This window comes from Vibrio sp. 10N.247.311.13 (assembly GCF_041467595.1).
Taxonomy (GTDB): domain Bacteria; phylum Pseudomonadota; class Gammaproteobacteria; order Enterobacterales; family Vibrionaceae; genus Vibrio; species Vibrio crassostreae_C.
In genome coordinates, this window is record NZ_JBFSUX010000034.1 from 24,125 (window position 1) to 47,117 (window position 22,993).

Annotated in this window: 23 protein-coding genes, 1 riboswitch and 1 other annotated feature; of the genes, 15 read left to right on the forward strand and 8 right to left on the reverse strand. The window is 44.2% G+C overall.

Annotated features, from left to right (window positions below):
• Positions 1 to 126: 126 nt before the first annotated feature.
• Both AB6E52_RS14490 and AB6E52_RS14495 read left to right on the forward strand, forming a co-directional pair.
• Positions 127 to 396: a hypothetical protein gene (locus tag AB6E52_RS14490; protein WP_010439986.1), complete on the forward strand. Its 270-nt coding sequence runs from the start codon at positions 127 to 129 to the stop codon at positions 394 to 396.
• A 102-nt stretch (positions 397 to 498) separates the two neighbouring features.
• On the forward strand, positions 499 to 1,803 hold the full coding sequence (locus AB6E52_RS14495; protein WP_017060261.1) for an inosine/guanosine kinase: 1,305 nt from the start codon (positions 499 to 501) through the stop codon (positions 1,801 to 1,803).
• A gap of 194 nt (positions 1,804 to 1,997) precedes the next feature.
• Here AB6E52_RS14495 and AB6E52_RS14500 read toward each other — a convergent pair whose 3' ends face one another.
• Positions 1,998 to 2,408 (reverse strand): H-NS family nucleoid-associated regulatory protein, encoded by a 411-nt coding sequence (locus AB6E52_RS14500; protein ID WP_017060262.1) that lies wholly within the window; start codon positions 2,406 to 2,408, stop codon positions 1,998 to 2,000.
• A 364-nt stretch (positions 2,409 to 2,772) separates the two neighbouring features.
• A riboswitch (Lysine riboswitch) is annotated at positions 2,773 to 2,950 on the forward strand.
• Positions 2,951 to 3,062: 112 nt separating this feature from the next.
• Between AB6E52_RS14500 and AB6E52_RS14505 the strand changes: the two genes are divergently transcribed.
• From AB6E52_RS14505 to hisIE, 9 genes are all read left to right on the forward strand, one after another.
• Positions 3,063 to 4,655: a Na+/H+ antiporter NhaC family protein gene (locus AB6E52_RS14505; RefSeq protein WP_017060263.1), complete on the forward strand. Its 1,593-nt coding sequence runs from the start codon at positions 3,063 to 3,065 to the stop codon at positions 4,653 to 4,655.
• Between the two features lie 190 nt (positions 4,656 to 4,845).
• Positions 4,846 to 4,981 (forward strand) — a sequence feature (His leader region).
• A gap of 53 nt (positions 4,982 to 5,034) precedes the next feature.
• The gene (gene hisG, locus AB6E52_RS14510) at positions 5,035 to 5,931 is read left to right on the forward strand and encodes an ATP phosphoribosyltransferase (RefSeq protein WP_017060264.1); all 897 of its coding nucleotides are present in this window, start codon (positions 5,035 to 5,037) and stop codon (positions 5,929 to 5,931) included.
• Entirely contained in the window at positions 5,931 to 7,232 is a 1,302-nt protein-coding gene (gene hisD / locus AB6E52_RS14515) for a histidinol dehydrogenase (RefSeq protein ID WP_017065318.1), read from the forward strand. The genes hisG and hisD overlap by 1 nt, the downstream gene beginning before the upstream one ends.
• 9 nt (positions 7,233 to 7,241) lie before the next feature.
• Positions 7,242 to 8,282: a histidinol-phosphate transaminase gene (gene hisC / locus AB6E52_RS14520; protein WP_017060266.1), complete on the forward strand. Its 1,041-nt coding sequence runs from the start codon at positions 7,242 to 7,244 to the stop codon at positions 8,280 to 8,282.
• A gap of 131 nt (positions 8,283 to 8,413) precedes the next feature.
• Positions 8,414 to 9,502 carry a bifunctional histidinol-phosphatase/imidazoleglycerol-phosphate dehydratase HisB gene (gene hisB / locus AB6E52_RS14525; RefSeq protein ID WP_017060267.1) on the forward strand — a complete coding sequence of 363 codons (1,089 nt, stop codon included), beginning with the start codon at positions 8,414 to 8,416 and terminating at the stop codon, positions 9,500 to 9,502.
• A 9-nt stretch (positions 9,503 to 9,511) separates the two neighbouring features.
• Positions 9,512 to 10,126: an imidazole glycerol phosphate synthase subunit HisH gene (gene hisH, locus AB6E52_RS14530; protein WP_017060268.1), complete on the forward strand. Its 615-nt coding sequence runs from the start codon at positions 9,512 to 9,514 to the stop codon at positions 10,124 to 10,126.
• 43 nt (positions 10,127 to 10,169) lie between these two features.
• Positions 10,170 to 10,907 carry a 1-(5-phosphoribosyl)-5-[(5-phosphoribosylamino)methylideneamino]imidazole-4-carboxamide isomerase gene (gene hisA / locus AB6E52_RS14535; protein ID WP_012604374.1) on the forward strand — a complete coding sequence of 246 codons (738 nt, stop codon included), beginning with the start codon at positions 10,170 to 10,172 and terminating at the stop codon, positions 10,905 to 10,907.
• Entirely contained in the window at positions 10,889 to 11,662 is a 774-nt protein-coding gene (gene hisF / locus AB6E52_RS14540; protein WP_017060270.1) for an imidazole glycerol phosphate synthase subunit HisF, read from the forward strand. The genes hisA and hisF overlap by 19 nt, the downstream gene beginning before the upstream one ends.
• Positions 11,659 to 12,309 (forward strand): bifunctional phosphoribosyl-AMP cyclohydrolase/phosphoribosyl-ATP diphosphatase HisIE, encoded by a 651-nt coding sequence (hisIE, locus tag AB6E52_RS14545; protein ID WP_017060271.1) that lies wholly within the window; start codon positions 11,659 to 11,661, stop codon positions 12,307 to 12,309. Before hisF ends, hisIE begins: the two co-directional genes overlap by 4 nt.
• Positions 12,310 to 12,510: 201 nt before the next feature.
• Here the strand turns inward: hisIE and AB6E52_RS14550 are convergent, their stop codons facing one another.
• From AB6E52_RS14550 to AB6E52_RS14565, 4 genes are all read right to left on the reverse strand, one after another.
• A complete protein-coding gene (locus tag AB6E52_RS14550; RefSeq protein ID WP_102319771.1) occupies positions 12,511 to 13,023 on the reverse strand; it encodes a YchJ family protein in 513 nt (170 codons plus the stop codon).
• Positions 13,024 to 13,150: 127 nt separating this feature from the next.
• On the reverse strand, positions 13,151 to 14,368 hold the full coding sequence (locus AB6E52_RS14555) for an EAL and HDOD domain-containing protein (protein ID WP_102319772.1): 1,218 nt from the start codon (positions 14,366 to 14,368) through the stop codon (positions 13,151 to 13,153).
• Between the two features lie 123 nt (positions 14,369 to 14,491).
• Complete coding sequence (gene lpxH, locus AB6E52_RS14560; RefSeq protein ID WP_065675744.1) at positions 14,492 to 15,226, reverse strand: UDP-2,3-diacylglucosamine diphosphatase; 735 nt, start codon at positions 15,224 to 15,226, stop codon at positions 14,492 to 14,494.
• Between the two features lie 77 nt (positions 15,227 to 15,303).
• Positions 15,304 to 15,798 carry a peptidylprolyl isomerase gene (locus tag AB6E52_RS14565; protein WP_017060275.1) on the reverse strand — a complete coding sequence of 165 codons (495 nt, stop codon included), beginning with the start codon at positions 15,796 to 15,798 and terminating at the stop codon, positions 15,304 to 15,306.
• Between the two features lie 189 nt (positions 15,799 to 15,987).
• On the opposite strand from AB6E52_RS14565, the gene cysS reads away from it, so the two are divergent.
• Both cysS and AB6E52_RS14575 read left to right on the forward strand, forming a co-directional pair.
• Positions 15,988 to 17,373, forward strand: a complete 1,386-nt coding sequence (gene cysS / locus AB6E52_RS14570) for a cysteine--tRNA ligase (protein WP_102319773.1) — start codon at positions 15,988 to 15,990, stop codon at positions 17,371 to 17,373.
• 98 nt (positions 17,374 to 17,471) lie between these two features.
• Positions 17,472 to 18,050 (forward strand): thymidine kinase, encoded by a 579-nt coding sequence (locus AB6E52_RS14575; RefSeq protein WP_017060277.1) that lies wholly within the window; start codon positions 17,472 to 17,474, stop codon positions 18,048 to 18,050.
• Positions 18,051 to 18,187: 137 nt separating this feature from the next.
• On the opposite strand, the gene AB6E52_RS14580 is transcribed toward AB6E52_RS14575, so the two are convergent.
• The 3 genes from AB6E52_RS14580 to AB6E52_RS14590 all read right to left on the reverse strand — a co-directional run bounded on the left by AB6E52_RS14580 (position 18,188) and on the right by AB6E52_RS14590 (position 20,045).
• Positions 18,188 to 18,853 (reverse strand): YdcF family protein, encoded by a 666-nt coding sequence (locus AB6E52_RS14580; RefSeq protein ID WP_102319774.1) that lies wholly within the window; start codon positions 18,851 to 18,853, stop codon positions 18,188 to 18,190.
• Positions 18,846 to 19,700 (reverse strand): NAD(P)H-binding protein, encoded by an 855-nt coding sequence (locus tag AB6E52_RS14585; protein WP_017060279.1) that lies wholly within the window; start codon positions 19,698 to 19,700, stop codon positions 18,846 to 18,848. The genes AB6E52_RS14580 and AB6E52_RS14585 overlap by 8 nt, the downstream gene beginning before the upstream one ends.
• A gap of 114 nt (positions 19,701 to 19,814) precedes the next feature.
• The gene (locus AB6E52_RS14590) at positions 19,815 to 20,045 is read right to left on the reverse strand and encodes a TIGR02647 family protein (RefSeq protein ID WP_017060280.1); all 231 of its coding nucleotides are present in this window, start codon (positions 20,043 to 20,045) and stop codon (positions 19,815 to 19,817) included.
• A gap of 257 nt (positions 20,046 to 20,302) precedes the next feature.
• Between AB6E52_RS14590 and AB6E52_RS14595 the strand changes: the two genes are divergently transcribed.
• Both AB6E52_RS14595 and focA read left to right on the forward strand, forming a co-directional pair.
• Entirely contained in the window at positions 20,303 to 21,610 is a 1,308-nt protein-coding gene (locus tag AB6E52_RS14595) for an ATPase (RefSeq protein ID WP_102319775.1), read from the forward strand.
• Positions 21,611 to 21,972: 362 nt separating this feature from the next.
• Complete coding sequence (gene focA, locus AB6E52_RS14600; RefSeq protein ID WP_017060282.1) at positions 21,973 to 22,815, forward strand: formate transporter FocA; 843 nt, start codon at positions 21,973 to 21,975, stop codon at positions 22,813 to 22,815.
• The last annotated feature ends 178 nt before the right edge of the window (positions 22,816 to 22,993 follow it).

The window sequence follows — 22,993 nt, forward strand, 5'->3', positions numbered from 1 at the left end:
ACAGTTTCATTTGCACAAATAGTGCGCTGACTTTGTTAGAGAATCGCATGAGAGCGAGGTGAGTCGCTAGGATGTCAGAAGTATATGTGGCATAGTCGCTCGAAATCCAAGACCTGAGATAAAAAAATGTCTGAACAAAATGAATTTATGCAAGAAGAAGAGCTGATTGAGATCATCGAGAACCAGCTTGAAGATGGCGAACCAGTGAAAGTGAAAGAGACGTTGATGCGTTTAATGATGACAGGCACTCCACGTGAAGAAGCAATTGCGGCTATGGCATGTGCACTGGCAATTGAAGTATTTGACGTTATGAAAAACGGCGCGGAGTTTAATCAAAAACGTTACGCGGAGCATTTGGGCATGCTGCCTGATTTAAGCTTTATGGAAGGCGAATAAAAAAAACCTTCAGCAAACGTTTGCTATAGTTTGAAAGATTGCCGCGTTAAATATAGCGCGGTAGAATCCGCCACCTATTTCCCCTTGACTTAGACTAGCCTTATGAAATTCCCTGGACAACGTAAATCAAAGCACTACTTTCCGGTTCACGCTCGTGATCCTCTAGTGAGCCAAGCTCAAAGCAGTAAAAGAATGTCACGCACTCATATTATCGGTATTGACCAAACATTGGTGGATATTGAAGCAAAGGTGAGTTCTGAACTTATTGAGAAGTATGGTTTGAGCAAGGGACATTCACTGGTTATTGGCGACGCAGCCGCTGAATCTTTGTATCAAGAATTAAAAGAGCAATGCCTGATTACCAATGAATACGCTGGTGGCACAATTGGTAACACATTACACAACTATTCAGTGCTAGCGGATGACCGTTCTACACTGTTAGGTGTAATGAGCCAAGATATTAAGATTGGTAGTTACGGTTATCGCTATTTATGTAATACATCAAGCAGAATGGATCTGAACCATTTACAAGGGGTAGATGGCGCAATTGGTCGCTGCTTTGCATTAATTACAGAAGACGGTGAACGTACTTTCGCAATTAGCGAAGGACAAATGAACCAATTAAAACCAGAAAGCATTCCTGAAAAAATCTTCAAAAGTGCTTCTGCTTTAGTTTTAACGGCTTATTTAGTTCGCTGTAAGCCAGGCGACCCGATGCCTGAAGCAACAATGAAAGCGATCGAATACGCGAAGAAATACGATGTGCCAGTCGTTCTTACACTAGGTACTAAGTTCGTTATTCAAGATGATCCAGAATTCTGGAAAGATTTCCTTGAGCAACACGTAACGGTTGTTGCAATGAATGAAGACGAAGCTGAAGCGTTAACGGGTGAAAGCGATCCACTGGCTGCATCAGATAAAGCGCTAGACTGGGTAGACCTTGTTCTATGTACTGCGGGACCTGTTGGCCTATTTATGGCTGGTTATACAGAAGATGCAGCTAAGCGTGAAACGTCACTGCCTTTACTTCCAGGTTCAATTGCGGAATTCAACCGTTTTGAATTTAGCCGTCCTGCGCATAAAGATTTATGTGAAAACCCAACTAAAGTGTATTCGCACATTGCGCCATACATGGGTGGACCAGAAAAGATCAAAAATACCAATGGTGCAGGTGATGCTGCGTTATCAGCTTTATTACATGATATGGCTGCTAATAAGTACCACAAAGAAAACGTGCCAAACTCAAGTAAACACCAACATTCATTCTTGACGTACTCTTCGTTCTCACAAGTTTGTAAATATTCTAACCGTGCTAGCTATGAAGTGTTGGTTCAACACTCTCCACGTTTATCTCGTGGCCTTCCTGAAAGAGAAGATAGCCTAGAAGAAGCGTACTGGGAAAGATAAGTTACTTTCTTTAATCAGTAGTACTATCAGTATCAGTTGGTTTCTAATACTGATAGTACAAATATAAAAAAGGCTCCGAAAGGAGCCTTTTTTGTTTCTGAATATATTGAAGTCGTAAATAATACTTTGGTCGACTTAAATATTAATTCTATCGCTTAGCGTGTAATTGATTACTCACTAAGTAAACTAAATGTTTAGATAGCAAACTCTTCTAGAGATTTACCAGCATCTAGCTGTTCTTGGATAGCTGAAGGCGTACGGCCTTGACCTGTCCAAGTCTTCTCGTCGCCGTTTGCGTCTACGTATTTGTATTTCGCTGGGCGAGGAGCGCGTTTAGCTTTTGTTGTTTTAGATTTTGCTTCACCAGAAAGTGCAGCAATAAGATCGGCAACATCAATTCCGTCTTTTGCAATTTGTTCAGCAATAGCAGAAAGCTTAGCTTCTTGCTCTGCTTTAGCAGCACGCTCTTCAGCTTCAGACTCTTGACGCTCTTGTACAACAATAGTCAGCTTGTCTAGCGCTTCTTCAAGTTGCTCAAGAGTTAATTCACGTGAGAACGCACGAAGGCTGCGGATATTTAATAGAGTTTTTGTTAATTCAGACATGATATTTTCCATCAAGGTAAACTAAATAATCTTCCTAATAATAAACAGAGCCTAGGAATAAAACAAATAGTATTTCTTCTATTACATATTTAAATATAAAAGTGAGATGAATAGTTGAAAATTCAGAGCAGTATTTCTATTGAATTTATAATAATTATTAAGAATATCTTAAAAAATGATATGTGACAGGTGGAGTAGTCAACTTATGTAGACTATTCTTCTATTGATTAGTTCATTAACAAAAAGCTATTTTTCTCGGAATGATATGTTGCATTGTTGCTCTTGGTGAGTACAATTGCGGCTACCTGATGCGAGGTGTTGGTTAATTTGTTGTTAAACTCTGGTTTGCACGGTTAATAATGTTATCGCACGTAGAGGTGCAATTATAAAAAGTAACTTCCGTTGGGGTGATGCCAATGAACGGGAATGAAAGGTGTAATTGCCGAAGTAAATTGTATATCTAAGCAATTTGCTGGGGTTGTGCTCAATAGGTACAACACTGCCATAGTCTTAATTTTAAACTATGGAGCGCTACTGTAGGGTTGGGTGAAGTGTTCACTTCCCTTTCGCTTAGTTCAACATGAGCTTGGTCAGCCGTATCAAGTTTGTCTGCAGTAGATCTCTAGCCAAATAAAAAACTGGTTTTTGAAGATCATGAATTTAATAGATTTTGCAACATCACCTTTATCTTTGCTTCCGCCCCTTGTGGCTTTGAGCCTTGCTATTGTTACCCGCCGTGTATTGGTTTCTTTGGGTGTCGGTATCATCATGGGTGCGATTCTACTTGCTGATTACTCAGTAGGTAACGCAGCTAGCTACGTGTTTACTAAAGCATCTGGTGTTTTCATCGAAGATGGTGGCATCAACACTTGGAACATGAGCATCATTGCATTCCTAATTATTCTTGGAATGACAACGGCATTATTAACACTGTCTGGCGGTACTCGCGCATTCGCGGAGTGGGCACAGTCTCGCGTTAAGAGCAAACGTGGTTCAAAACTACTTGCTGCTTTCTTAGGTGTATTCATCTTTGTTGATGACTACTTTAACAGCCTAGCGGTTGGTGCTATCTCTCGTCCTGTAACAGACCGCTTCTATGTATCTCGCGCTAAGCTTGCTTATATCCTAGATTCAACTGCTGCTCCTATGTGTGTGATCATGCCTGCTTCTAGCTGGGGTGCTTACATCATCACGATCATTGGTGGCATCTTAGTGACACACGGTGTGACAGAGTATTCTGCACTGGGTGCTTACGTTCGTCTTATCCCAATGAACTTCTACGCTGTATTCGCACTACTAATGGTGTTCGCAGTAGCATGGTTCGGTCTAGACGTTGGTAAGATGCGTGAGCATGAGATCGAAGCATCTCAAGGCCGTGGCTTTGAAGGTGACAACGATCAAAAGCAAGCTCACGATCTAAACGAAGAGTTAGATATCGAAGAGAGCGAAAACGGTTCAGTTTCTGATCTTGTTATGCCAATCGTATCGCTAATTGTAGCGACAGTGGCTGCAATGCTTTACACAGGCGGCCAAGCGCTGGCTGCTGATGGCCAAGCATTCAACCTTCTAGGCGCATTCGAAAACACGGATGTAGGTAAGTCTCTTGTTTACGGTGGTGTTATTGGCTTACTAGTAGCACTAGCGACAGTATTCAAGCAAAAGCTATCTATGACTGATATCGCAAGAACAATGTGGATCGGTGCTAGCTCTATGTTTGGCGCGATTCTGATTCTTGTGTTTGCATGGACTATCGGTTCTGTTATCGGCGACATGAAAACGGGTTCTTACCTATCGTCTCTAGTAACAGGCAGCATTGATTACCACTGGTTACCGGTTATGTTGTTCCTTCTAGCGGGCGTTATGGCGTTCTCTACAGGTACATCTTGGGGTACGTTCGGTATCATGCTACCAATCGCGGGTGATATGGCTGCAGCATCGGATATCGCACTGATTCTTCCAATGCTAAGTGCGGTTCTAGCGGGTGCAGTATTTGGTGACCACTGTTCTCCAATCTCAGATACGACGATTCTGTCTTCTACTGGTGCTCGTTGTAACCACATCGACCACGTCTCGACTCAGCTTCCATACGCGTTGTCTGTAGCGTTCGTATCGTGCATTGGTTTCATCACTCTAGGTATGACATCTTCAATTGGCATCGCATTTGGCGCAGCGTCTCTAACGTTTGTTGCTGTATGTTTTGCATTGGCTTACTTCTCTCGCTGCAAAATGGCGACGTGCAAAAGCTAAAATTGAAAGTTAATCAGTAAACTATCAGGGAGGCGTTTGCCTCCCTTTTTTGTGCCTGTTAATTTAATTTTAAGTTTCGTGAAAAAAGTTCGAATAAATGGTTGAAAAAGGATGTCAGCTTAGTTAGTGTGGAGACAAGACAGCAAACAACCTAAGAGCTGATAAGTATGCGTAAATTAGTAATGAACATTCATCACCATCATCACCCTATCTAGTCTTTCGGGGAGATTTACGTATACCCGGGAGCAAGATTACTCCCGGAGGTTAAGTCAAAAGAATTTAGATTTAAACCCTCGGGATGACAAAGTCCCCGAGGGTTTTTTAGTTTTAGCGCTTTTAAATAATCAATAAATTCAAATATTTGCACAGGGATACAGCAATGCAGACACAACGCCTAAGAATCGCAATTCAAAAGAAAGGTCGCTTAAGTAAAGAGTGCCAAGACCTACTTAAAAAATGTGGTGTTAAATTTAATATCATGGGTGAGCGCCTAGTGGTTCACTCACTAAATATGCCAATCGACTTGTTACTCGTTCGTGATGACGACATCCCAGGTCTTATCATGGATGGTGTAGTTGACCTTGGTTTCATCGGTGAAAATGAACTAGAAGAAGTTCGTCTAGATCGTGTTGCTCTTAAAGAGCCTTCAGAGTTCCGCACACTACGTCGTTTAGACTTCGGTGGTTGCCGCCTTTCAATCGCTATTAATAAAGACGAAGAATACAACGGCCCACAAGACTTAGCGGGCAAACGTATTGCGACAACCTACCCACAACTACTTAAAGCCTACATGGACGAGCAGGGTGTTGAGTTCAGCACTTGTATGCTAACAGGTTCGGTTGAAGTCGCGCCTCGCGCTGGCCTTGCAGACGCTATCGCTGATTTAGTTTCTACAGGTGCAACGCTTGAAGCGAACGGCCTAAAAGAAGCAGAAGCTATCTTCCAATCGAAAGCAACACTGATTCAACGTGTTGGCGACTTCGACGCAGACAAGACCGCACTGATTGAAAAACTACTGACTCGTATGCAGGGTGTTCAACAAGCGAAAGAGTCGAAGTACATCATGCTTCACGCGCCAACCTCTCAACTAGAGCAAATCAAAGCACTACTGCCTGGTGCTGAAGATCCAACGGTTCTTCCTCTATCTACAGACAAAGACAAAGTTGCCGTGCACCTAGTAAGTACAGAGAACTTGTTCTGGGAAACAATGGAACAGCTGAAAGAGTTGGGTGCAAGCTCGATTCTAGTATTACCAATCGAAAAAATGATGGGGTAGTGACGATGAGAACCGTTGTTTGGCAATCTTTAAGTGAATCACAGCAAGACTCGGTATTAGAGCGTCCAGCTATTACTGAAGGTGCAAACATCACAGCGACTGTTTCTGATGTTATTGCAAAAGTACGAAATGAAGGCGATGCCGCGCTTAAAAAGCTGACTGCAAAGTTTGATGGTGTAACTCCAGAATCTATCCGAGTCAGTTCGGGTGAGATTGAAGAGGCGTGTGCTCGTCTAACACCAGAGATGAAGCAAGCGTTAGAGCAAGCTTATAGCAACATTGCTAAGTTTCACGAAGCTCAAAAGCCGCAGCCAATTAAGGTTGAGACACAGCCTGGTGTTGTGTGTGAGCAAGTGACGCGCGCGATTAATACTGTTGGCCTTTATATTCCCGGTGGCAGTGCGCCACTACCGTCAACGGTTCTTATGTTAGGTGTTCCTGCTCAAATCGCAGGTTGTCGTAAGGTTGTGCTTTGTTCACCTCCGCCAATCGCTGATGAAATCTTGTATGTCGCTAAGCTTTGTAAGATCGACGAAGTTTACAACGTTGGTGGTGGTCAAGCGGTTGCAGCAATGGCTTACGGTACCGAGAGTGTGGCTAAAGTCGATAAGATCTTCGGCCCAGGTAATGCCTACGTTACGGAAGCAAAGCGCCAAGTGAGTAATGACTTCCGCGGAGCAGCTATTGATATGCCAGCTGGCCCATCTGAAGTGTTAGTGATTGCTGATGAAACGGCTGATGCAGACTTCATTGCAGCGGATTTGTTGAGCCAAGCGGAACACGGGCCTGACTCTCAAGTAGTATTGGTAACTCCATCTCCAGTGGTTGCAGACCAAGTAACAGAAGCGGTTCAAAAGCAACTGAAAGAACTGTCTCGTGCGAACATCGCTCAGCAAGCATTGGCTTCAAGCTTAATCATCATTGCTGAATCGATCACTCAAGCGATTGCGATTTCGAATTTCTACGGTCCTGAGCACTTGATCGTTCAAACCAAGAACCCACGTGAATTGCTGCCATTGCTAGATAATGCAGGCTCAATTTTCCTTGGTGACTGGTCTCCAGAATCTGCAGGTGACTACGCATCCGGCACAAACCACGTTCTTCCGACTTACGGTTATACCAAGACGTATTCAAGCCTAGGTTTGGCTGATTTCTCTAAGCGAATGACGGTGCAGGAGCTAACAGCCGATGGGTTGAAAGGCCTAGCGCCAACAGTAGTAACAATGGCGGAAGCCGAAGGTTTGGATGCACACAAACGCGCTGTGACTATCCGAGTTGAAAAGTTAAATAAAGCGAAATAAGGGTAGGGCATGGAAAAGTTAGCAAGAAAACAAGTTCAGGCTCTAACACCTTACTTGTCTGCAAGACGCATAGGCGGTACTGGTGATGTATGGCTAAACGCCAACGAATCTCCGTTTGATAACGAGTACAACCTGAACTTGTCTCGTCTTAACCGTTACAGCGAATGTCAGCCAAAAGAGCTGATTGATGCTTACGCTCAATACGCAGGCGTGAAATCAGAGCAAACTCTGACAACGCGTGGTGCTGACGAAGGCATTGAGTTATTGATTCGTGCTTTCTGTGAGCCGAACGAAGACGCTATTCTTTACTGCCCACCCACTTACGGTATGTACGCAATCAGTGCAGAGACGATTGGTGTTGAGCGTAAGGTTGTGCCTCTGACTTCTGAATGGCAATTGGATCTTCCAGCTATCGAAGCTCAGCTCGACAACGTAAAAGTGGTGTTTGTTTGTAGCCCAAATAACCCAACCGGTAATTTGGTTGATCGCAAAGACATCATCAAGTTGCTTGAAATGACACAAGACAAAGCGATTGTGGTGATGGATGAAGCGTATATCGATTTTTGTCCAGAAGCGTCAACCGTTGATTTGCTTGAGCAATATCCAAACCTAGCGATTCTGCGCACCTTGTCGAAGGCCTTTGCTTTGGCGGGCTTACGTTGTGGCTTTACGCTAGCGAACAAAGAGCTTATCGATGTACTGTTGAAAGTGATTGCTCCTTATCCAGTGCCAATCCCTGTTGCTGACATTGCCGTTCAAGCACTTTCAGAGCAAGGACTCGCGCGAGCTAAGTTCCAAGTTCTGGATTTAAGTGCTAACCGAGCGTATTTGCAGGCGGGTCTATTAGGTATGCCTCAAGTGACGGTTTTTGATGGCTGGGGTAACTACTTACTGGTGAAATTCCCGAACGGCGATGAGTTATTTAAAGCGGCTTGGGATACGGGCATTATTTTGCGTAATTCACCTATTGAAGACTGTGTTCGTATTAGTATTGGTAACCGCGAAGAGTGCGAAAAGACACTTGGATTCATTCGTAACTTTTATCAGTAACGAAAGGCTTACCAGTAATAACATTTGCCAGTTTGAGTTGATTAATCGCAGATTGGCAAGTGAAACCAATATTTTGGGTTAGCGTTTGATTTTAGCTAGGCCACCAGATTTAAAATTAAAAGGAAGTTCAAGTGAGTAAACAACAGAAAATACTTTTTATAGACCGTGACGGCACCTTAATTGTAGAGCCGCCAGTTGACTTTCAAGTAGATCGTTTAGACAAGCTAAAATTCGAACCGCGAGTAATTCCTAGCCTACTTGCACTGCAAGACGCTGGTTACCGTCTAGTGATGGTGACTAACCAAGATGGTCTAGGTACCGATAGCTACCCACAAGAAGATTTCGATGCACCACACAATATGATGATGGAGTTCTTCGAATCTCAAGGCGTTAAGTTTGACGACGTGCTTATTTGCCCTCACTTTGACGAAGACAACTGCTCTTGCCGTAAGCCTAAACTGGGTATGGTTAAAGAGTACCTACAAGGCGGTAAAGTCGATTTCCAACACTCTGTTGTGATTGGCGACCGAATGACGGATCTTCAACTGGCAGAGAACATGGCTATCCGCGGTATTCAATATGGCCCGGATGCGGAAACTGAAGGCACGCTTAACTGGCCACAAATCGTTAAAGATCTGACGGTTAATGCGCGTATTGCTGAAGTAGTTCGTACTACTAAAGAAACCGATATCAAGGTTGCAGTAAACCTTGATGAAACCGGTGGCAACAAGATCGATACCGGCATGGGTTTCTTCGACCACATGCTTGATCAAATCGCGACACACGGTGGTTTCCAAATGAACCTGACTGTGAAGGGCGACCTGCACATTGATGATCACCACACAGTCGAAGATACCGCTCTGGCTTTAGGCCAAGCATTGAAAGATGCACTAGGCGACAAACGTGGTATTGGCCGTTTTGGTTTCAGCCTACCAATGGATGAGTGTTTGGCTCAGTGTGCGTTAGACCTTTCTGGTCGTCCATACCTGAAGTTCGATGCTAAGTTCAGCCGTGAGCAAGTGGGTGATCTTTCAACCGAGATGGTGGTTCACTTCTTCCGTTCTCTAACTGATACATTGGCTTGTACGCTACACCTTTCTTCTGATGGCAATAATGATCACCACATCATTGAGAGCCTGTTCAAAGCGTTTGGCCGTACTCTTCGCCAAGCAATCAAAGTTGAAGGTAACGAGTTACCAAGCAGCAAAGGCGTTCTGTAAGGGTTCGGTATGAAAGAGCAAAAAGTCGTTATTATTGATACTGGTTGTGCCAACGTTTCATCGGTGAAGTTTGCGATTGAACGTCTGGGCTACGCAGTTGAAATTTCAAAAGAACCAGAAGTTGTTCTTGCTGCCGACAAGCTATTCCTACCCGGTGTAGGTACAGCAAGTGAGGCAATGAAGAACCTGCAAGAGCGTGACCTTGTTACCCTTGTCAAGCAAGTTGAGAAGCCTCTGCTGGGTATCTGTTTAGGTATGCAGCTGTTAGGCAAACTGTCTCAAGAGAAAGGTCAAAAGGCTGATGAGTTAGTTGAATGCCTAGGTTTGTGTGATGGCGAAGTTCGTTTACTTGAAACGGGCGACTTACCATTACCACACATGGGTTGGAACACAGTAACAGCAACGCCTAATCACCCGCTATTTAAAGACATTGAAGAAGGCGAATACTTCTACTTTGTTCATAGCTTCGCAATGCCAGTGGGTGACTACACAATCGCACAATGTGATTACGGTAATCCGTTCACTGCGGCGGTTCAAAGTGGCAATTATTATGGTGTTCAGTTCCACCCAGAGCGATCTTCGAAAGCTGGCTCTAAGCTGATTCAGAACTTCTTGGAATTGTAATAAGGATTAGGCAGCGGCTAACGTTGCCATATAAGGAATGTAAATGATTATTCCCGCGTTAGATTTAATTGAAGGCCAAGTAGTTCGCTTATTCCAAGGAGACTACGGGCAAGTAACAGAATACAAAGTAGACCCAGCAGAGCAGTTTAATCTGTACCACCAAGCTGGCGCTGGCTGGCTGCACCTTGTTGACTTAACGGGCGCAAAAGACACAACGGCTCGTCAGTTAGACTTGATTGCTAAGCTCCTTGCTAGCACGCCTGCGAACATCCAGATTGGTGGTGGCGTGCGTAACGAACAAGATGTCGTTGATCTGCTAGAAGCTGGCGCACAGCGCGTTGTGGTTGGTTCTACAGCCGTTAAGCAACCTGAGTTGGTGAAAGGTTGGATGGAGAAGTATGGCGCGGAAAAAATCGTGCTGGCTCTAGACATCAACATTGATGAAAGCGGCACACGTAAAGTGGCGATTTCAGGTTGGCAAGAAGATTCAGGTGTGACTATTGAAGCGCTGATTGAAGACTACCTCACGGTTGGCCTTAAACACGTGCTGTGTACCGATATTTCACGTGACGGCACGCTAGAAGGATCAAACGTAGAGCTCTATGTTGATCTTTGTAAGCAGTACCCACAAGTGCAATTCCAATCATCGGGCGGCATTGGCAGCCTAGCTGATATCGAAGCGCTTAAAGGCAGCGGTGTTGCGGGTGTGATTGTGGGTCGTGCGCTACTTGATGGCAAGTTTACCGCAGAGGAGGCATTTGCATGTTGGCAAAGCGAATAATCCCTTGTTTGGATGTCCGTGACGGACAAGTGGTTAAGGGCGTTCAGTTCCGTAACCACGAAATTATTGGTGACATCGTTCCGCTAGCACAACGCTATGCAGAAGAGGGCGCCGATGAATTGGTATTTTATGACATCACCGCATCAAGTGATGGCCGTGTGGTCGATAAAAGCTGGGTGAAACGCGTAGCTGAAGTGATCGATATCCCTTTCTGTGTCGCTGGTGGTATTAAATCAGCAGAAGATGCAGCGCGCATTCTTGAGTTTGGTGCGGATAAAGTGTCAATCAACTCACCGGCATTGGCTAATCCACAGCTGATTACTGACCTTGCTGATAAGTTTGGCGTTCAGTGTATCGTTGTCGGTATCGATTCATACTTCGACAAAGAAACCGGTAAATATCAGGTTTACCAATTTACAGGCGATGAAGCGCGTACTAAAGCAACCAAATGGGAAACCAAAGATTGGGTGCAGGAAGTACAGAAGCGTGGCGCAGGTGAGATTGTGTTAAACATGATGAACCAAGATGGCGTTCGTAACGGCTATGATATCGATCAGTTAAACATGGTGCGTGAAGTGTGTAATGTGCCATTGATTGCCTCTGGTGGAGCTGGTGCAATGGAGCACTTTGCTGAAGCTTATAAAAAGACCAACGTGGATGGAGCACTTGCGGCTTCGGTATTCCACAAACAAGTCATCAATATTGGTGAACTTAAACAGTATTTAAAACAACAAGATGTAGAGGTGCGACTATGAGTTTTGAACCCGTAAGCTTATCAAAAACAGAAGTAGGCGCATTGTCAGAGCGTATTAACTGGGAAAAAGTAGATGGCTTAGTGCCAGCGATTGTTCAAGATTACCAGTCAAGCCAAGTGCTAATGATGGGATACATGAACCCAGCCGCACTTGAGAAAACGGGTGAAACTGGCAATGTGACGTTTTTCTCTCGCACAAAAGAGCGTCTTTGGACGAAAGGTGAAACGTCGGGCAATGTATTGCAACTGCAAAACATCGCCTTGGACTGTGACAGCGACACCTTACTGGTTAAAGTTAATCCCATTGGTCCAACGTGCCACACAGGTACAACAACGTGTTGGGATGGAGACAAGCAAGAAGAGTCTCAGATGGTGTGGCTTCATCAGCTTGAGCAGCTATTGGCTGCCCGCAAGGACGCCGATCCTGAATCTTCTTATACTGCCAGTCTATATGCCCGTGGCACCAAGCGTATTTCGCAAAAAGTGGGCGAAGAAGGCGTTGAAGTCGCGCTTGCGGCGACGTCGGGCGATAAGGCGGAGTTAGTGTGTGAATCAGCAGATTTGATTTACCACCTAATGGTTCTTCTTCAAGACCAAGGCTTATCGATGGATGATGTGGTAAACAAGCTGAAAGAGCGTCATAAGTAAGCTCTCTTTAGATTAATAGAACCGCGTAAAAGACAGACAAAAGCCCCGCAAACAAACATGTTTACGGGGCTTTTTAGTTTTTTAATTTTCAAGATTTCTAAGCCCTACGTCACTTTTCTAACCTCTGACTTTGCGTCATTCCGAGGAGCCTAAGCGACATCAGGAATCTCTTCTCTCAATCTGACTTCTTAGTCGAACGAGTTACCCGCAGCACTTCTTGTATTTCTTACCACTGCCACAAATACACGGATCATTACGGCCGATTTTAAAGCTCTCAACGGTTTGATTTAAGCGTGGGTCAATTTCTGGTTGTGTAGTTTGTTCCTGCTCTGGGAAGGTACCATCAATGTAGTACCAAAGACCGTCTTCACGTATAAAGCGAGAGCGTTCTTGCATGCAGTATTGTGCGCCTTCTTCATTGAAGTAAGCTTTAAACTCAACAAAGCCTTCGTCTTGGTGCGAGCCTACCGCAGTATCGATGACTTCTAGTCCTGCCCAATCACTGTTGATAGATTCGGCAATGCCTTCTCTTTGTGCTTCTGCATTGCAGCTAGGGTGGTAAGTCGCAACAACATAGTCAACCAAACCCAGCACGTGTGCTGAATAACGAGAGCGCATTAATTGCTCTGGTGTTTCAACGGCACTGTGGTTAAGGTGCGCTGATTCACAGCACTGTTGGTAAGTATTGTTGCTACCGCATGGGCATAAAGACATAGTCAGGTCCTGTAAAAATGGCCTCTATTAAGAGGCCATAAATGAATGCGTGGGAGTTTACCAAGAAACGATCGCTCACCAAAGCTTAGTTTCTATTGAAACTATTAAAGCTATAGTACGAAGTATGTTATTTCAGGGCTGGAGCCAATAGCTCTTGGGCCCAAGTTGTCGCTTCGTCATAAGCTTGACCAAGTTGAGCTTCACTCAGTTTGAGAAGCTGGCGAATACGAGTCGCTTCATCCCAACGAGCTTGTTCATAAGCAACGACCATCGCCAATACAGCACCTAACACGCCTTTACGTTGGATAAGGGCCTGTTTAATCTCATCGTCGATTGGCACTGAGTCCAGTACTTGCTTCAACGGTTGGTCAAACAGTGAATCCAGTAGCGAGAACATACCGGTCAAAAAGGCTTGTCCTGGCTCAACCTTCACATTCATCTTCTCGACTAAGAGCTCACATTGACGCGCGCGTAATACCGCTAAACCGTAGAGTGAGTCCGGCTTGTCTTCTTTCGCTGATGCGATCGCCACAAGTGAAACGAACTTACGCAGCTTTTGTTCACCAAGGTAAATAAGCGCTTGGCGGAATGAACGAATCGTTGTTGGTGAACCGCCAGCGGAGTTTACGTAGGTAAGTAGCTTATACGACATGGTCACATCGAGCGTAATCAAACGCTCTACTTCACCAAAGTCGATAGGGTCGTGCGCAATCTCTTTTAACAGCTGAACAGTCGTCAGGAATGCCGGGTTGAGCGCACGCGTTTGGATCATCTCTGGCTTGCTAAAGAAATAACCTTGAAAGTAGGTGAAGCCTGCTTTTTTCGCTTCTTGGTATTCTTCGTACGTTTCTACTTTCTCAGCAAGGAACTTGATATCTAGCCCTTTGAGAGAGTTCATAAACATCGCTGCTTTGGCAATTGGCGTCAAACGGATATCGAACTTGATAATTGAAACGTAGGGTAAGAAGCGCTTCCAAGCTTTACTTGGCACAAAGTCGTCTAGCGCAATGGTATAACCCGCGTCAAAGATGGTTTTGATTGCTTCAAGTAATTCGTCTGTTGGTTCGCAGTCTTCAAGAACCTCAACAACGAGGCTTTCTTTGGGGAACAGAGTAGGGACTAAGTTGATTAGGCTTGCATATGGGAAGTTCACGAACCCAAGCTTATCACCCAACGTATTATAGTGGGTCGATAAGAAGTGATCGGAAAGCAAACGGCTAGTAGCGAGCTCCGGCTCTACTTCAGGGAAAGTGTTCTTAGGACCATCCCTGAATAGCAACTCGTAACCTATGGTTTTCTTGCCTGTGTCGAGTATTGGTTGACGCGCTACGTATGAATATTTCAACTTGGTACTGTGTTCGGTTTATTTCTGGTAGAGAGATAATAGCTAATTCACTAGAAATTACCATACACTTTCTAAGAAAGTCTGACCGACAATAATAATCAAAGTGAAAGTTTAAGCGTGATGTTAAAAGCTATTGCTAAACGCTCGATTCTGTAGTTCAAAACTTTGCGGCGTGAACACCAGCACTGAGCCTTGCGTATACCAATCGCCAAGTACGATACGGGTTTTAGTGCAATTGTTAGCATTAAATGTATGGATGTCTGGGCGGTGAGTATGGCCGTGGATCATCAGATCGACATTGTTTCGTTCCATCACATCTTCGACTTCTTGCTGTGTCACATCCATGATGTCGAGAGACTTGGTCTGCTTGTCATCTTTGATATCTGATTGAACCTTTGAAACAATTTTCTTCTTGATGAAAAATGGAATTCGGTTGAAGACCCATTGTAACCATGGCTGATGCACTTTTTCGCGAAAGGCGAGGTACTTTACATCTTCAGTACATAGAGTGTCTCCATGCAATACTACCGCTTTTTGCCCGTAGATATCGATCGTAGAAACTTCGTCGAGAAGTTGTACGCCCGTTTGCTTAGCAAATTTTTTGCCGACTAAGAAGTCGCGGTTCCCTTGAGTAAAGTAACAAGGCACGCCTGTTTTCACTAAGTCGATAAACGCTTGGCGGATAGAAGTCGCGAATTCACTCTTATCATCGTCACCAATCCAGAATTCGAAAAGGTCACCTAATACGTAAAGTGCATCCGCTTCTACGGCTTCTTTCTTCATAAAGGTTAAGAAGCAGTCTGTGATGTCTTGTCGTGACGGAGAAAGGTGCAGATCTGATATAAAATATGTTTTCATAGGTCTAAAAAAAGGGAGCGATTCGCTCCCTATATCCTGATTTTATCGGCTCATCAATACTAACCGAAAGCGATGAATTAAGCTTCGATTGTAGTACCAGTGATGATCACTTCTTCTAGAGGTACATCTTGGTGCATACCCATAGAACCAGTGCTAACACCTTTAATCTTGTTTACGATGTCCATGCCTTCAACAACTTCTGCGAATACACAGTAGCCCCAACCGTCTAGGCTTTCGCTACGGAAGTTTAGGAAAGAGTTGTCGTTAACGTTGATGAAGAACTGAGAGCTGGCTGAATGCGGTTCCATAGTACGAGCCATTGCTAGCGTACCAACTTTGTTCGCTAGACCGTTGTTTGCTTCGTTCTTGATCGTTGCACGAGTTGCCTTTTCTTTAAGGCCAGAAGTCATGCCGCCGCCTTGAATCATGAAACCATCGATAACACGGTGGAATAGTGTGTTGTCGTAGAAACCGTCACGGCAATACTGTAGAAAGTTTGCGCTTGTTTCTGGTGCTTTTTCTTCGTTAAGTTGAACTTTGATATCACCAAAATTTGTGTGAAGGATGATCATGATTGTTACCTTACTGTCTTTTTAATATGAAGTTCGAATTCTAGCGCATGTTGGCGGACTTTCAAATCATCAAATCATTCACTTAACTCAGATGTTTAAAGTAATTCCTGCTTTTGGGGATTACCTATTAAGGTATGACTTGTTATACTGCGAGCTTATTTTGATTAATCCATAAAATAGATAGAGATCATGCTGAAGATATATAACACGCTCACAAGACAGAAAGAGGAATTCAAACCAATTACAGCTGGCAAAGTCGGCATGTATGTCTGTGGGGTAACCATATACGATCTCTGTCATATTGGTCATGGTCGTACGTTCGTTTCTTTCGACGTAGTAACTCGTTACCTTCGTTACCTTGGTTACGATTTGAACTTCGTTCGTAACATCACAGATATCGATGACAAAATCATCAAGCGCGCTAACGAAAACGGTGAGTCTTGTGACTCTCTGACTGAGCGTTTAATCGGTGAGATGCACGCTGACTTTGATGCATTGAACATGAAGCGTCCAGATGTTGAGCCTCGTGCGACAGAATACATCACTGAAATCATCGAGCTTGTTGAAAAGCTGATTGAACGTGGTTTCGCATACGTTGCAAGCAACGGCGACGTGATGTTTGAAGTAAAGAAATTCGACGAATACGGTAAGCTTTCTAAGCAAGACCTTGATCAGCTTCAAGCGGGTGCTCGCGTTGATGTTGAATCTGCAAAACGTAGTCCATTAGACTTCGTTCTTTGGAAGATGTCTAAACCAGGTGAACCTACATGGGAATCGCCATGGGGCCCGGGTCGTCCAGGTTGGCACATCGAATGTTCAGCAATGAACTCGTCTATTCTTGGTAACCACTTCGATATCCACGGTGGTGGTTCAGATCTGCAGTTCCCTCACCACGAAAACGAAATCGCACAGTCTTGCTGCGCGCACGGCACTCAGTATGTAAATACTTGGATGCACAGTGGTATGGTGATGGTAGACAAAGAAAAGATGTCTAAGTCACTAGGTAACTTCTTCACTATCCGTGACGTTCTAGCACATTACGATGCTGAAACGGTACGTTACTTCCTAATGTCTGGTCACTACCGTAGCCAGCTAAACTACAGCGAAGATAACCTAAACCAAGCTCGCGCATCACTAGAGCGTCTATACACGTCACTTCGTGGTCTAGACCTTACAGCAGCTCCTGCTGGTGGCGAAGAGTACGTGACTCGATTCTCTACAGCGATGAACGATGATTTCAACACACCTGAAGCTTATTCAGTACTGTTTGAAATGGCTCGTGAAATCAACCGTATCAAGCCTGAAAGCATTGAAAGAGCAAGCGGACTTGGTGCACTGATGCGTGAACTAGCAGACATCATCGGTATTCTTCACCAAGAGCCAGAAGCCTTCCTACAAGGCGATGCGGCAGGTAACGGCGACGAAGTGGCTGAAATCGAAGCGTTGATCAAACTGCGTAACGATTCTCGTGCTTCAAAGGATTGGGCAAACGCCGATCTTGCACGTGATAAGCTAAACGAGTTGGGTATTGTTCTGGAAGATGGCCCAGAAGGTACGACTTGGCGTCGTAAGTAAATCTTATAAAAAGGGCTGATTTTCAGCCCTTTTTTCTAGCACGAATTCTCTATTTTCACCTTTTCTATCTTCAACTTTTAATTAACAGGAATATTTCTGTGGCTCAGATGTATTTTTATTACTCGGCAATGAATGCGGGTAAATCAACAACGCTTCTTCAATCTTCATTCAACTACCAAGAACGTGGCATGACGCCAGTGATCTTTACGGCAGCGTTGGACGATCGCTATGGTATCGGTAAAGTGAGCTCACGAATTGGTCTGCAATCTGAAGCTCAGCTGTTTAAAAATGACACCAACATGTTTGATGCGATCAAAAAGCTCAATGAGGAAGAAAAGCGTCATTGTGTGTTGATCGATGAGTGCCAATTTTTATCGAAGGAGCAGGTGTACCAATTAACAGAGGTGGTTGATAAGCTGCATATCCCAGTACTTTGTTACGGCCTACGTACCGATTTCTTGGGTGAACTGTTTGAAGGTAGCCGTTACTTACTGTCTTGGGCAGATAAACTTGTTGAGCTTAAAACAATTTGTCACTGTGGCCGTAAAGCGAACATGGTCATTCGTACCGACGAGCATGGTGTGGCGATTGCTGAAGGTGACCAAGTAGCTATTGGTGGTAACGATAAATACGTTTCTGTTTGCCGTCTGCACTACAAAGAAGCGTTAGGTAAATAAGCTGACCTACAGATGCTGACATTGCTAACGCGAAAGAACGAAAAACGGTGACCAAGTGTCACCGTTTTTGATTATTGGGCCTGTGTTTTGCTTTCTTCCAAGCCGAGCTTTTACTTTGTTCAAAATCTAACTTTTGCTTATTCGAAACCGAGCTTCTTCAATGCTTGATAGGCGTGGTCAACGTCGTCGGGGATCGGCATCTCAATCTGAAAGCCTTTCGCTGGGTAGATTTTGATTCGCTCATAATCAGCAATTAATGCGCCTAACACCATGTCTAACGGTAGCTCTTCGTTAAAGTAATCATCCCAAGTTTGCCATCGTGACGTCACGGTAATCTCGGAAGTTTCGTCAGGCCACTGTTTACTGAAGGTGGCGTAGGTACGTTTCTCCATGAAGGGCTTCTGAACTAAGGTTAACCTCTTCGGCGATAACCCTTTTTCTGTCAGCAACTCATGAGTGAATCGTACATTTTCCCCAGTATTTGTCGCGTGTTTCTCTATGATAATGTCAGAGTCAGGCACACCACAATCTCGTGCGATAGAAGCGAATGCTTCTGCTTCTGAGCGCTCAAAGCTTCCTTCGGTAAAGCGTCCAACACCGCCAGAAAAAACGATGTAAGGCGCGACCTTTTGGTGATAAAGCTCGGCTGCATATTCAGCGACGCGAGTATCGTTGCTACACAATACAAAGATACAGTCGGAAGGCGTAACCTTGTGACCCATAGACATAAAGTTCCAAAGGGTGTCGACTGAGCGATGCAGTTTTATGTTGGGATCTTTGTTAGCTATAGATTGTTCAGTCATGAAGTGCGTCCAGTGTGGATTCGAATTTAAATGAATAACCTAAGTCGAGAATCTTCTTCGAAGAGATTAACTTGTCTGGGGTATCAACAACAGCGGGCAGAGGCTCACTGCTGTTGGCGCTTTTCAGTGCCGCGGCATAAAACTCCGCCTTACTGACTGTATTTGGTGTGGTCACGTTAACTATTTCATTGTGCAGTTGACTGATAGCGAAATCGACAGCACCAATTGCATCATCAAGGTGCAGCATGTTGGCTGGAGCTTGAGTGCTGACTTGTTTTAACTTGCTTGCGAAGCGTGATGGGTGACGGCTTGGGCCGATTAAGCCACTAAAGCGAAGAATGGTGTAGTCGATACCGGAATCAATCACTGACTGTTCAGCTTGCAGCATGATTCGTGCGTTATCGGAAAATAAAGACGCGTGCTCGTTATCTGAGGTCGAAAGGGGGAGTGATGCATCCAGCTCGTTCAGCACACCCGGCTTAGTTGGGTATACCGTAGTTGAACTAACCATAATGAGCTTTTTAATGTTGGCCTTTTGGCATGCATTGGTGAGTTGCTGCCAGTAGTCGGCATACTCTTGTCCTGCTCCTTTTCTAAAGCCAGGAGGGAAGCTGCCAATCACAATTTCAGTGTTGTTTTCGAGTAACAATGAATAGAGTCGCCCGATAGTCTGTTGTGGATCGGATGAATCAAAGCTAAACACTTCACATGGAATTTGTTCGCTACCAATGGCATCTGCTCCCGCTTGGGTCGTTTTCGTGACCACTACTCGGTTACCATGTTTTTCTAAATGTTCAGATAAAGGTGCACCTACCCATCCTGCACCGACAATAAATATAGAAGCCATGTGTTCCTCACAACTGCAAATGACGAATTTACAATAAGCCTAACAAAGCTTTGCCCAAAAATGAAAAAACTCCACGGCCGAAGCAAGTGGAGTTTTTACTAGAACAATGGAGCTTTAGTTTAGTACGCGAAGAAGCTTGTCTGCGCGCTCTGCCATCTCGATACCTTCATCTGTTAGGTAACCGCCGTCTGGCTGAGTACAAAGGTTTTTTTCGAATAGGCGCTTAACAGCGTCTTGAGTTTCTTGAGCAGCCTCTTGATGGACTTTAATTCCAGTAGCTGCACTACTTACATCAAATTGAAGAAGGAGGTTTAAATCAGCAATATGTTCAGCGTTGTACTTCATAATTAACCTATATATTCATAACGTTCTCTACCTTCACCTTAGTGCGCATTCTCGGCTCAGGCAATAGCAAATAAAGAGAATTGATAAGTGATACCAAATTGATTGATTAATCATCGAGTGATGAGTTTATTTTGGTTATATTGGGTGATTTGCACCCACTTAAATCATCAGTGATGTTTATTGCTAAGTGGTTGTAATATATTGTGACTAGAAATAATTTGCATTGAGCGAATATTGTATAAAAAGGATATGCATAAGTGAGAGCGAACAAAGTAGCATTAACGATCAGTATGCTATTTGCTATCTCAGGTTGTCAAAGCACACCCTCAGAGCAGACAGACGCGAACCAAACCACAAACAACAATAATGAATCGACAATAGAGGTCCGTTCATTTCAGTCTGTCCAAAGCGTTTACTCCGAATGGGAAGTTAAGCTTGAAGATCATGATCAATTGTCTCTCTATGCACCAGAGAATTACAATGAACTATTAGACGCATGGGATGATGCTGAAAGCATTTATGCGGACTTACTTAAAGACGAAACTCGGATAACCAAGAGTTACTCCATTTTTTCGAGCCTAACTTACGCTGAAGCCTTCGATGAAAAAATCGCTTTGATCAAATCAAACTATGACTCGATCTTAGTGTTAAAGAAGAAGGCTGATCGAGTACTTGCGGATTCGATTGTCCAAATGGATTACCTGAAGTTTCTTGGCGCAGATACCATGTTTACCTCGAGCTACAAACGTTTGTATTCAGAATACAGCGAGTTGTTCGAGTATGTGCTGGTCGATGAGCTTGAAGACGCTCAAGAAGCGCAGGTGGAATTTCTTAACAATGCTCGCTTATTAGAAGTTAAAGTGGCGCATAAGAAATACATCGAACCTTTGAAGAACGAATTAGAGTTCTTGGAAGATGAAGATTTTGATGACGTTGCTCCGCTTACCTTTGCTAAGGCAGCATCTCAAATTGCGTTGGCCGAAAGCCAAGTGAAAGCTAGCCCTCGTGAAAAGTCGATCATTGAAGACGCGGTTCACGCTGCAGAGTTTGAATTGAACCACGTGCGCAGTGTCGCTCATGAAGTCAAAGTGCTGGCGAGCGTAAAAGGCGACCAGTTCGAACAGTCGGTTTTGAATGCCGAGAACCAGCTACTGAGCATTTCACAAATCGTTAATGATGAAGATTACCGTGATGTTGGTTTACGTCAGCAATCACAGAAGATAGTAGCGAGTGTTAAGGCGTTAAAAAGCTCTGATATGACAGGGCTTTTAAAGTCAGAGATTGAAACTTTGACTGAGCAATTGGCTAAGCTGGAGTCTGAAAACCAGAAGCAAGCGCAGCAACTGTCTGAAGCAACCAAGCACAGTGAGTTGCTCGGTGAGCAGATTACCAAGAGTGATGCTCACATTAAAAGCTTAGAAGAGTTAGTGGATAGTTTGAAAAGCTTAGGTGGCAAAGTTGCCAACGAAAGTGACTCTGGTGTGATGTCCCCGGCTGTTGAATCTACTCTAGAGGATTCAACCCTAGAACAATCATCAGAAGAAGTGATTGAACCTTCGGTTTAGCATCACTAATTTCTTTATTTGTGATTGAGTTAAAAGCGCCTTAGGGCGCTTTTTTACGTTCTGTTGATCTATGTCAAAATCTAGAAATAAAAGCGCTCTGTGAGCCATTTTAGTGTACGTTATTCTTTTGGTTTTAACGTAACTTGTTGATATTTATAGGTGTGTTATTTTCTATGCTGATAACTAATCATTCAGCAGAGTTTTCTTTTTACTACTAAAGTCGTATGAATTTGGAATAACTCGGACTATTTGCTTTCAACAAGGCTGTTAGAGCTATTTTGTGCCTAAAATAGCTCTTGAATTCAGAAATGAAAGAGAGGATTATCGCGCTCCCGACGACATGTTTCAAAATGTAAATCATCATGAATCTAAACCAATTTGACTCATTATTACCGCCACAAATGGCTGAGCGCGCTGCAGATATTGGCGTAGGTAAAGCAACCAAAGATCCAATCAAATCTTTTCTCCTAGCGATTTCCGCTGGCATACACATCGGTATTGCGTTTGTGTTCTACACCATCGTAACGACTGGTGCTGGTGATTTGCCTTGGGGTATTACTCGCCTATTAGGTGGCCTTGCATTTAGCTTGGGTTTAATTCTCGTTGTTGTTACCGGTGGTGAGCTATTTACCAGTTCGGTGCTGACTCTGGTTGCTCGTGCAAGTGGCAAGATTAGTTGGCGCACGCTCGTTAAGAACTGGGCTACAGTTTATGTAGGTAACTTGATTGGCGCATTGCTGCTGGTGGCTTGTATGTTACTGACCAAACAGTACATGTTCGACCACGGTCAAGTGGGTTTGAATGCAATGGCGATCTCCCAACATAAGATGCACCACGATTTTATCCAAGCTATCGCGCTCGGCATCATGTGTAATGTATTGGTTTGTATCGCGGTATGGATGACGTTTAGTGGACGCACACTGACTGACAAAATTGCGGTAATGATTTTGCCTGTTGCGATGTTCGTATCGGCTGGTTTCGAGCACTGTATTGCGAATATGTTCCAAGTGCCTTTAGCTATCGGCATCAAAACATTTGCTCCGGCTGAATTTTGGACAATGACAGGCGCTAACCCAGCGGACTATGTTGATCTGAACATGGCGGACTTTTTGATGAACAACTTGCTGCCCGTTACCATCGGTAACATCATTGGCGGCGGTATCTTTGTTGGCATGTGGTACTGGTTGATCTACCTACGTGACTAATAAAGGTGGCGCTATCGACAAAGATGGCGTGACTAACTCAGTTGACGAGATGAGTTAAGGCGCAGTGAAAACACTGAACTGACTTATGACATTTACAAGACGGTCTGCATTGCAGGCCGTTTTTTATTGTGCGCCGAGCATGGCGTTGATCTAGGAGGTGAAAGTCCTCTACGGGCTC